Source organism: uncultured Mycobacterium sp. (assembly GCF_964249325.1).
Taxonomy (GTDB): Bacteria; Actinomycetota; Actinomycetes; order Mycobacteriales; family Mycobacteriaceae; genus Mycobacterium.
In genome coordinates this window covers 1-10369 of sequence record NZ_CAXUCH010000156.1, presented here as the reverse complement: position 1 = coordinate 10369, position 10369 = coordinate 1, and the positions used below count along the sequence as shown (strand labels likewise).

Genomic DNA, 10369 nt, shown 5'->3' with positions numbered 1-10369 from the left:
GCGTGGGTGCCCAGCCCCGAGTCGAATCCCACGCCGGGGCCGCCGCCAACCAGGTATGGGTAGGCGAAACCCGCGACGCCGGTGGCCGGCGGCGTCGCCGGGGCCGGACCGCCAGTTGCCGGAGCCGTCGCGGGGGCAGGTGCCGCTGTCGTCGCAGGGGCCGCGATACTCGACGAGGCGATCGGCGCAGCAGGCTGCCACACGGTGGTGGGCTGGGTGGCGCCAACCGCCACGGGCTCGGTCGCCTGCGTGGCGCCGGCTGGCACCTCACCGAGCTCCACCTGACCGGCCAGCACACCTCCCACCGGGGCCATGAAGGTCGGCGTCACCGCAGCCGTGAGGGGCATGAACGGCGAAAACACCTGGTACCCAATGGATGCAAAATCGTCGGGGCTGAGAACCAGCAAGAACGGATTGCTCAGCGCGGTCATCGGGTCTGCCAAGAACTTGTTGACGATGTTCTCCACGAATCCCACCGGATTCTGCAGGAATTCGAAGAGGTGGTCGCCGCCGAACCCAAAATAAAGGTCCGACAGCAGGGGGAACTTCCCCACGAAGGACTCGACGATCTGCTGGGTGTACCCCACCGGATCCTGCATAAAGGCCGCGACACTGAAGTTTTGGATCAGGTTCAAAAACGACGACAGCAGGTCGGACGGGTTCAGCGTGGACGCGTCTTGGGCGAGCTGCTCGACGGTATGGACGGCTGCGACCGCCGAGTTGAACCACGACGACACTGGGTTTACCACCGCCGGGGCCGGTGTGGTTTGTGGCGTCGACGCGACCGCGGTGCTGGCGACCGCTTGATAGGTCGCCATCGTGGTGGCGGCCTGGATCCACATCCGCACGTAGTCGGCCTCGTTGAGGGCGATCGGAATCGTGTTGATGCCAAAGAAATTCGTCGCGACCAGCACCGCGTGGATGGCGTGGTTGGCAGCCAGCTCCGCCAAGGTGGGCATCGCCGCCAGCGCGCTGGTGTAGGCCGCCGCCGCGGTTTCATGCTGGGCAGCCGCCCCTGCACTGTTGACGCTGGCTTGCATCAGCCACGCCAGATACGGCACATGGGCGGCCACATACTGCTCAGCGCTGGGCCCTTCCCACGAGCCCGCCTGCACCTGTCCCACCAACGCGCTGAGTTCGGCTGCAGCCGAGGCGTAGTCGGCGCTCAGCGACGACCACGCTCCCGCCGCCGCCAACAAGGAACCCGGGCCCGGTCCGGCGCTCAACAGCGCCGAATGCACCTCCGGCGGCGAAGCCATCCAGATCGGTGCGGTCATCGTCAGGAGCCGGCGACCATATACGTCGACGCCGCGGCCGCATCGCCGGTGGCGTAACTGACGCCGGACTCACCGACACCCACACCGGCGCGGCCCAGTTCTTCGACACCCTGGGCGGCCACCGCGGCGTGCTCACTGCCCTGCGCGCTGAACCCGACGGCGGTCTGCAGTGACACCGGATCGGCCGCCGGCGGCATCACCGCGGTGATCAGCGGGGCGGCACCGGCATGCGCGGCCGCCAACCGGGCCGTCAGCGCTTCGACCGCAGCACTGGTCGCAGCCAAGCCTTCGGGAACGACTCGGAGCGTCATTTCAACTTCTCCTTCCGGTGAAACTCACCGACCGTCAACGGTCACGCTTTCGTCGACGAGCGGGTTGACCAACTGCACGTACGTCGGAATATCTGTGTCGCCCAACAGGATTGCCCGCCCGGCAGGCAGTCGACCGAACCGCTGTCCGCGGATCTTGCCGCCGTCTTGCGGGTTACCCGACAACATCAACGTGGTCGCCTGTAGCTCGTTGAGCCGGCGCAGCAGCGGGCTGGTCATCAACGCGTGGGCCGACCCGGTGGCGCGCGCGGTGACGATCACCCGCAACCCCAGGTCGCTGGCCTGCGACAGCAGCCCGATGAGGCTGGTCCACGGCCGCTGGCCGACGAATGCGCCGCTCATCGCGGGGGTGTCGGGTATCTGGTCGACGTCGTCGATGATCAGGTAGTGGGTTTGACCTTGGTAGTTCCAATTGGTCAGTTGCGCCGCAGACATGCCCGCCGGCGGGCGGCGCGACTCGATGAGCGCGGAAAGCCCGAGCATCACCGGCAGGACCCGGTCCACGTTGACGGTGTACTCGTTGTCGGGGAACAGCGGTTCGTCGACGAGGTGCAGCCGGCGGTCCACCACCGTGAACGCGACCTGGTCTGGGGTGGAGTGGTCGCGGACGGTGCGGATGATGTGGCGCAGCAGCGTGGTCTTGCCGGACTTGGTGTCGCCCAACACCATCAGCAGCGGGTTGTCGGCGAAGTTGAGCTCGACCGGCGCCAGGTCTTCTTCGCGCTGACCGATGACCACCCGCTCCGGGCCAGGGTAGATCTCGCCGACCGCGCTCTGCGGGAGGTTGGTCGGCAACAACCGCACGGGCGGTGCGCTGATCCCGGGGTAGCGGGCGTTGATCTCGGCGATCTGCTTAAGGTCGGGTTCTGCGAACAGGAAGTGCTCGGCGGCCATGGTCAGGCCTCTTCCGGGCTGGTCAGGGGGCACCGCCTCGGCCGGGCGGCGCAGCGCTCCAACGACGCGCACGTTGCTGTCGCGCGCGTCGTGCAGCTTGAGTTCGAGGCGCAGGCCTAGGCCGTCGCGCATCGCCAGCGGCACTTCCAGCCAGCTGGGGGTGGTGATGACCACGTGGATGCCGTAGGCCAATCCGATGTTGACCAACTCGGTGACCTTGGCCAGCAATGGGTTTCGGGTGTTGAACTGGTCGGTGTTGTCGCGGCCGAACGCGTAGATGTTGTCGACGACCAGGAACACCTCGCCGTACCCGTCGTCGACACCGGAGCCGTTGCCGCGCCGGTTCCGGAATACTTCCCGCCGCTGACGAGCCAGCAGCAGTTGCTCGAGTTCACCGAAGGTGCGCCGGATGCGTTCGGGTTCTAGCGGAGAGGCCACACTGCCGACATGGGCCAGGTCTTCGAGCGCGCGCAGCTGACCGCCGCCGTAGTCCAGGCAGTAGAACGTCACCTCGCGTGGCGAGTGCAGGTTGGCGGCGGACAGGATGAACGTCTGCAGCGCCGTCGATTTGCCCGACTTCGGGCCGCCGTGGATGACCATGTTGCCGGCCGACGACAATGCGTCGAAAACCAGAGGGTCACGGCGCATCTCGAAGGGCTTGTCGATCTCACCCAGCGGCCAGCGCCATTGCCGTGGCGGTAGGGCCGCGCGCGCCAGCACAGTGTTCAACGGGATGGAGTCGTCTAGCGGTGGCAGCCACAGCTCCGGCGCGCGCGGCCCGTAGCGGGCCAGCTGCTCGCCGATGGTGGCGATCAGCTTGCGCGGCGGCCCGGTCGGTTCCTCCTCGTCGCTTCCGGCGAGCACCGTCTCCGGGTCGGGCTCGACCCGCCCCGCAGTGAAGAGCTTCGGCTCGGGAGCCGAGTGCACCACAAGCGTTTTCGTGGCCCGGGGCGGTTCGTAGATGCCGTCGACGTAGGTGCTGCGGAATTTGATCGGCGCGGCGCCGGGGGCGGGCACAAGAAAGCCGACGCCCTTGTGCTCCTTGCCGGATTCGATGTGGTAGGCATCCTCCACGCCGATGATCTGCCGCGACACCGCCGGACTGGCTACCTTCAACCCGATCCGGTAGGAGGTGTTCTTGTCGATGTCCTTGATCCTGCCCACGTCCAGCGTCTGGGAGGCGAACAAGATGTGGATGCGGAACGAGCGGCCTTTGCGGGCCACGTAGTCGAAAAGCTCGGCATATTCGGGATGGTCGGCCAGCATCAGGGTGAACTCGTCGGCGACCACGAACAGCGTCGGTATCGGGGCCAGATCGTACCCGGCCGCAATCGCGTTCTCGTATTCGGTGACCGAGTTGAAGGCGCTGCCCTGCACCCGCCGTCCGGCCTCCCGCAGCAGCACCTCGCGGCGGGCCACCTCGCCGCGCAGCGTGTCGGCGAACCGGTCGGCGAGCGATTTCTTTTCGGCCATGTTCGAGATGACCGCGACGACCTGGGGGAAATTGCGGAAGCTGTCGGCGCCGGCCTCGCCCTTGAAGTCGGCGTAGATGACGATGAGCCGGTCAGCCGAGTGGGTGGTCAACAGCGACAACAAAATCGACATCAGTGTCTGCGACTTGCCGGAGCCGGTCATACCGATCATCAGCCCGTGCGGGCCCATCCCGCCTTCGGCTTCGTCTTTGAGGTCGAAGATCAGCGGCTCGCCGGTCGCGGTGACGCCGATGGGCACCCGCAATTCCTCCTCGCGGGGTCGCGGCGCCCACAATGCGGGCACGTCGAGCCGGGAGGCGTCGGGTATGCCCAACAGGGTGGTGAAGGTGGCGCCCCGGGTGGCCGCCGACCGCAGCCCGGCATGGGTGGGATTGGAGTCCCAGCGCGACAGCTGACGGGCCAGGTGGTTGGCTTCGTCGGCGTCGAGCTGGTCGGCGGTGTCGATGTAGCGCTGCCAGCCGCCGGTCTGCCAACGCTCGATGCGGCCGCGCCCGATCCGCAGAATCGGGCGCTCGGGATCCGGATATTGTTCGCGGTGCGGGGGTGTCACCGAGCGCTGAATGACGGTCACGCCGGCCCGGGCGGCCGAAAGCGGCGAGGCGGTCACGTCGAAGTCGGGGTCGTCGACGACGATCACCAAATGCCGCAACGCTTCAGCCGCACCGCCGGTGAACGCCGGGCGATCCGCGAGCGCCGGGCCCAGCAGTCTGGCCAGCTCGTCGGGGTTGGTCGACAGGTAACGGGCCGGGCCGACACCGTCGAGCTGGCCGGGAATATCGGCGTGCGGCAACCACTTCAGCCATGACCAGTCCGCGGCTTCCAAATCCGGTGTGGCCAATGCGATCCCGAGCACAGTCGGGTCGTGCCACGTCACCGCCTGGGCGATCCAGGCGCGCAATGCGGCGCGCACCTCGTCGGCATCGCCGAGCACGGTGATGCACGACACCTTGGCCAAGTCGATACCGACCGGCACGTCGCGCACGGTGCGCTGGGTATCCAATAGGCTGCGTAATGCGCTGTGGCACACCGGTTCTAAGTCGATCTCGTCGGCGATGTCGTTGACCCGCACTGACGTGGCCAGCGGCACCGTGTGCCGGCCGGCGCGCACCACCAGGAAGTCGGAGTCGTTCGGGTCGCGTTCCCATTGCCGGCGCGACCCGGGAATGCTCGCCAGCTCCGTCGGGTCAGGGTGTGACCATTCGGCTGCCGCGCGCTGCTCGGCGGCTTGGCTGCGAATGTTGTCGCGAACCACCGACAGGTAACGCAGGTAGTCGGCGCGTTCGGCGTCGACCTCCTCGGTGCGCGTCTTGTTGTCGGTGCCGCGGTAAAGCGCGGTCGCCGCCAGCAGCAGCACGAACGGGAAGAACAGCGTCTGTGGGGAAATCAGCCGCATGCCGGTGGCGACCATCGCCACGATCATCCCGACGATCAGGATCACGATCAGGTACGGCAGCGCACGCCGCAGCAGCGACGGCGGGATCACCCGCGGTAGTTCTGGCGGCGCCTCGATGGTGATGGTGCCCTTGCGGGTCGTCGGCGGCGGCAGCCGGCGGCGGGCCTCGAAAATCAGGCGGCTCATCGGGTCTCCCACTGGGCTGAGGCTTGACGGCTGCGTCGAGTGTCGGGCGGCAGGCCATCGTGGGCTAACAACGCGTCGGCGCGTGACAGCGTCGGCCCCGGCGCGAACAAACTCAGTACCGACCACGGAACAGGAACCGGGGGCGGCGTCAAGCCAAGCGCCTCAACGGCTTTGGCATGTCCGGTCGGCCCTGGTTCGTTGTCGATGCCGTAGCGCACACCGGTGTCGGCGATCCAGAACAGGGAGCCGGTCGGTGGTGATGCCGCGTCTTGACCGACGGTCTGCGTGAAGTACCCGCGACCGGGCGTCAGCGCAACACGCGTCGCGGTCCCGCCAGCGCCGGCGCTGACCAGCTCTACGGCGCGCACGGCGTCGGGCACCGGCAGCGCCGAGCCGGACAGCAGCTTTAGTGAGCTGGTGGCAGCCCCGGCGGGCTTACTCCAGTAGGCGCAGGTGACCGGCGAGCGTGCGGCGTCGACCAGGCTGATCCGCTGGTCGGGGTAGCGGGAAGTGTCCAGTGTCCGCGAAACCGGCAGGCGCGCAATCTGGTCCGCGCCCAGTCGCGGCGGCTGGTCCAAGCCATAGGAGTTGGTGTTGCGCAGGATTGAAGCGAGCACCGGTGAGATCGGCTGCAATCCGTCGGGCAGCACCGCGTAGTACAGCATGCTGTTGTCGGCCGCGTAGGCCACGACCACCGCTCCGACCGGCGCCGTCAAGGGCAGCGGGAAGTGTGGTGGGCTGCCGGCGCCTGGGATCGGCGGCGCCGTCAACGCCGGCGTCTCCGGAACCGCGTTGAACAGACCCGGCGCGATCGGCCGTGCGGCGGGCACCTCTGTACCCAGTCCCACGGCGTTGGTAACGGCATGATCGGCCAGATCGATGCGGCTGCGCTTGCCGTCCCACAGCAGCCAGGTGCCGGCGCCGTTGTCGACCAGCACCGCCTGCCCAGCACCCAGCGCGGCGGCCCGCGCCCCGCTGGTATCCAAAGGTCCGCCGATCACCGTGACGCCGGTGCTGTGCGCGGCATGACCGGACCCGCTGATCTCGTCGCACACCGTCCAGTCGGCGTTCTGAGAAGTGTTTTGCACCATGCGTTCCGGGGCGCCGGGAATCCCGATCAGGTTGCCGCGCGGAAACTTGTCCAGCTCACTGCTTCTCACCGTGGTGGGGTTGACCGGTCGGCCGGCGATCAGCCGGGCCGACGCCAGGTTGAGCACCGGGTGCAGTTGGTCACCGACCCGCACGTACAGCGCGGCGGTGGACCGGTCGGCCAGCACCGGGTTAGTGCCCGCGGATCCGCCGGGTCGAATCAGCGAGAACACAAAGCAGCCGATCAAGCCGGTGATCAGGATGAGCGCCCCCATCAACACCGCACGTGACTGTGTGCGCAGCGGGTCGACAAGCATGCGGGTGTCGTGCAGGGCGACCCCGGAAGCGATGCGGCGCATGACGAATCGCCATCCGGTCACCTGGTGACGAGTCACGAAGCCACGGCGATACACCACCTTGTCGGGGTTGTCGTTGACCGGGGTTCGCGACGTGAACGAGCGACGCTCGTCGTCGAATTCACGGCCGGTCATGCCGGCTCCAACAGGCCGAGGCCTTGCAGCAGCGGCTCCACCGAATTGCGGACGTCCTCGGCGGTGATCGTCATCAGCTCCTCGTCGGTGAACTCGCCGGTTTCGGCGTGCTCGGAGTGGTCCAGCCGGAATTCGCGTTCCTCTTCTGACTTTTCGACGACGTTTCGCACGAACCGGCCATTACCGGCAATGTCTAGCCCGCGACGTTCCACCCCGGCAGCGTCGGGCTTGGAGATGCTGGCCAAATGCGCGAACAACGCTTCGAGATCGTCGAGGGCGGCCTGTTCGAAGACGCTGTCGCGTTTTGCGGCCATGAACTTCGCGATCTCGATCAACTCGGCCGGCTTGTAGGACGGGAAGTCGATACTGCGGGTGAACCGCGACCGCAGACCTTGGTTGGTGTCGAGGAACTTGTCCAGATCGGCGCGGTAGCCGGCGATGATCACCACCAACCGGTCGCGGTCGTTTTCCATCCGGGCCAGCAACGTGTCGATGGCCACCAAACCGAAGTCGTTCTTGGCGCCAGTGGCCACCAACGCGTAGGCCTCGTCGAGAAACAGCACCCCGTCCAGCGCGCTGTCGATGATCCCGTTGGTCTTGGCCTCGGTCTCCCCGATGTGCTGGCCGATCAGGTCGGCGCGGTGCACCTCCCTGATGTTTTCCTTCTTCAACAAGCCCAGACCGCAATAGATCTTGGCGATGACGCGGGCAATGGTGGTCTTACCGGTGCCGGGCGGCCCGGCGAATACCAGGTGGTGGGTGCGCTGCGCGACTTCCAGCCCGCGCTGCTTGCGCACCACCTCCATGGCGACCGAGCTTTTCAACCGGGCCACCTGGTCTTTGACCTTATCCAAGCCGATGAACTCGTCGAGCTCGCGTTCGGCCTCTGCCAGCAGCACGCGTTTGCGCTCTTTGGCTTCGGGGTCGACGAAATCGCCCGGGGTGGGTTCGGTTTCAGGATTCCAAGGGTCGGTGCGGGCCTCGATGCGTGCTGCGGTGGTCGTGACGATCCCGAAGCTGGGATCGGTCAGGGCGTGCTCGATCTCCTCGTTTTCGGGGTTGGCCGCATACAGGTCCTGCAGGACTTCGTTGGCGCTCTCGTCGTCCACATGTGCGCGCAGGACGAGTGCTTTGGCCAGCCCGCCGTCGACGGCCGCGACGGCGATGGGTCCGTCGGGTTCTTCCAAGTAGGACAATGCCGGGGCGAACATCCCTAGCCTGGCCAGCGCGATGCCCAGCGTGATCTTGGCCGCGTGGGCGAAGACCTCGTCCAGGTCGGAGTCGTTGACGATCGGCGTGAGCAGCTTGACCACATCCGACCACCGCTGCGCGCGGTGGTGGATGGCGGCCGAGACCCAGCGCGCCTCACGCCAATTCGGCCTGCGTTGCATGACGTCTGAGACCAGCTGATGGGCATCGGCGTATCGTCCGTCCGCCGCGAGCGCCGCCGCATAGGCAAGGTGAAAATCGTCCGGTTCGGTGGCGCGAAACCGCAAATACAACCCGGTGTCGTACTGAAAGCCCAATGCGCCGGGCGACAACTCAATCTGGCGTTGCAGCAGGCCGGCGGTCGCGGCGGTGCGTGATATCGATTCGAGCACCGGACTGGATACGTCGCCAGCTGCTGCCAGGCCCGTCCACGCGTCGCATTGGTCGTGAGCAATCCGGGTCAGCGCGGCAAATCCGGAACGGGCAGCGGCGAGGTCGGCCGGGCGTCGGCGCTCGTAGACCGTCAGGCCCAGGGCCCGGCAACAGGTGGCGAACCGGCTGACGACGTCGTCGTCTACCCGAGCAGCAGCGGGACGAGCCGCCGCGAGCGTCCCGATGTCACCGCCGTCCACGGCCCATACCCTCCCTGGGTTTGTTAGTGCAACCTAACTTCGCTGAAGTTAGCATTGCATAAGCTAAGTGTCGAGATGCGCGGTTGGCTAATTCGCGGCACCTGCCATTGCTAGATGGCTGCCCGTCACTGGACACCACACGACTCCTTCCACGCTGTTGAGCGGCTTGCCGGTGATGAAAATGGTTTTCGGCACGCGGGTGGACGATACCCCATAACCACCCAGTAATGAAAATGAGTTTCATTACTGGGTGGTGCGTAGCTGTGGTTGCCGCGGAAATCGACAAGGCCTGTCCCCTCCTCGCATGCGCTGACCGAAGCGACTGCCGGTCCGGGTCCCACTCGAGACGTCGCTCTGGTAGTCGGCTGCACAGGCGCGCCGGTTCCCTGTTTCCTCTCCCGATCACAAGCTTAACGCTGCAACCGTAGATACGGACTTATATCGATGATCTGTCCGTAAGTGCGGTAATGACGCGATAGAATGAGGGCCTGCGGACCGACAGCTCCTGTCCGCATCGATCAGGACAGTTTCGGCGTTGCCGGAAGCCTGTTTGAAGGGAGCCTGCGTGATCTGGATGGCTTTCCCGCCCGAGCTGCATTCCGCGCTGCTGTCTAGCGGCCCGGGGCCCGAGTCGTTGCTTGCCGCAGCCGGCGCATGGAAGTCGCTGAGCGCCGAGTACATCGCAGTGGCAGACGAGCTCACCGCGCTGCTGGGTGCGGTCCAGGCCGGCGCCTGGGAGGGTCCGAGCGCCGAGGCGTACCTGGCGGCGCATGGGCCGTATATCGCATGGCTATTGGAGGCCGGCGCAAATAGCGCCGCAATGGCCGCTCAGCAGGAAACCGCGGCGGCGGCGTATACCGCTGCGCTGGCAGCGATGCCGACGTTGGCCGAGTTGGCGGCCAACCATGCCGTCCACGCGGTGTTGCTGGCAACGAATTTCTTCGGCATCAACACCATCCCGATCGCGCTGAACGAAGCCGACTACGCGCGGATGTGGGTCCAGGCCGCCACCACGATCAGCACGTATCACGCAACTGCGACAGCAGCGATGGCCGCAGCTCCGCACACCACGCCGGCGCCGCAGATCATGAAATCGGACTCGGGCAGCATGGGGAGCTCAGGGGGCATGGGTTCCGGCTCGGGCATGGGCAGCCCGGGAGGCATGGGATCTGGTTCGGGTATGGGGGGCGGCATGGGGAACATGCCCGGCATGGGAACCACCTTGCCCACTACCCCGGAGCAGTGGCTGCAAGCCATCTTTCCGCCGCAATTCAACCCATTTTCGCCGAATTCGTTCCAGACGATGCAGCCGAGCTTGGCCACGTTCCTGCCGCGCGCTGAAGCCATGCTTGCCAACTACTCGAATAACCCTGTGC

General features: G+C 66.5%; 6 protein-coding genes. 1 reads left to right on the top strand and 5 read right to left on the bottom strand.

What is annotated here, in order from left to right; translation table 11 throughout:
• The 5 genes from ACFE99_RS17495 to eccA form a co-directional block, all read right to left on the bottom strand.
• A partial coding sequence (locus ACFE99_RS17495) for a PPE family protein (RefSeq protein WP_375487481.1) occupies window positions 1-1277 on the bottom strand: 1277 nt, incomplete at its 3' end.
• Between the two features lie 2 nt (window positions 1278-1279).
• Entirely contained in the window at window positions 1280-1588 is a 309-nt protein-coding gene (locus tag ACFE99_RS17490) for a PE family protein (RefSeq protein WP_083089513.1), read from the bottom strand.
• Window positions 1589-1612: 24 nt separating this feature from the next.
• Window positions 1613-5572, bottom strand: a complete 3960-nt coding sequence (eccCa, locus tag ACFE99_RS17485) for a type VII secretion protein EccCa (protein WP_375487478.1) — start codon at window positions 5570-5572, stop codon at window positions 1613-1615.
• Window positions 5569-7152 (bottom strand): type VII secretion protein EccB, encoded by a 1584-nt coding sequence (gene eccB, locus ACFE99_RS17480; RefSeq protein WP_375487476.1) that lies wholly within the window; start codon window positions 7150-7152, stop codon window positions 5569-5571. Before eccB ends, eccCa begins: the two co-directional genes overlap by 4 nt.
• On the bottom strand, window positions 7149-8993 hold the full coding sequence (gene eccA, locus ACFE99_RS17475) for a type VII secretion AAA-ATPase EccA (protein ID WP_375487474.1): 1845 nt from the start codon (window positions 8991-8993) through the stop codon (window positions 7149-7151). The genes eccB and eccA overlap by 4 nt, the downstream gene beginning before the upstream one ends.
• Before the next feature lie 574 nt (window positions 8994-9567).
• Here eccA and ACFE99_RS17470 point away from each other — a divergent pair.
• A partial coding sequence (locus ACFE99_RS17470; RefSeq protein WP_375487483.1) for a PPE family protein occupies window positions 9568-10369 on the top strand: 802 nt, incomplete at its 3' end.

Bases quoted from the DNA above. Each gene is read 5' to 3' on its own strand.
- ACFE99_RS17490 (WP_083089513.1), bottom strand. From the start codon at position 1,588: ATGACGCTCCGAGTCGTTCCCGAAGGCTTGGCTGCGACCAGTGCTGCG.
- eccCa (WP_375487478.1), bottom strand. From the start codon at position 5,572: ATGAGCCGCCTGATTTTCGAGGCCCGCCGCCGGCTGCCGCCGCCGACG.
- eccB (WP_375487476.1), bottom strand. From the start codon at position 7,152: ATGACCGGCCGTGAATTCGACGACGAGCGTCGCTCGTTCACGTCGCGA.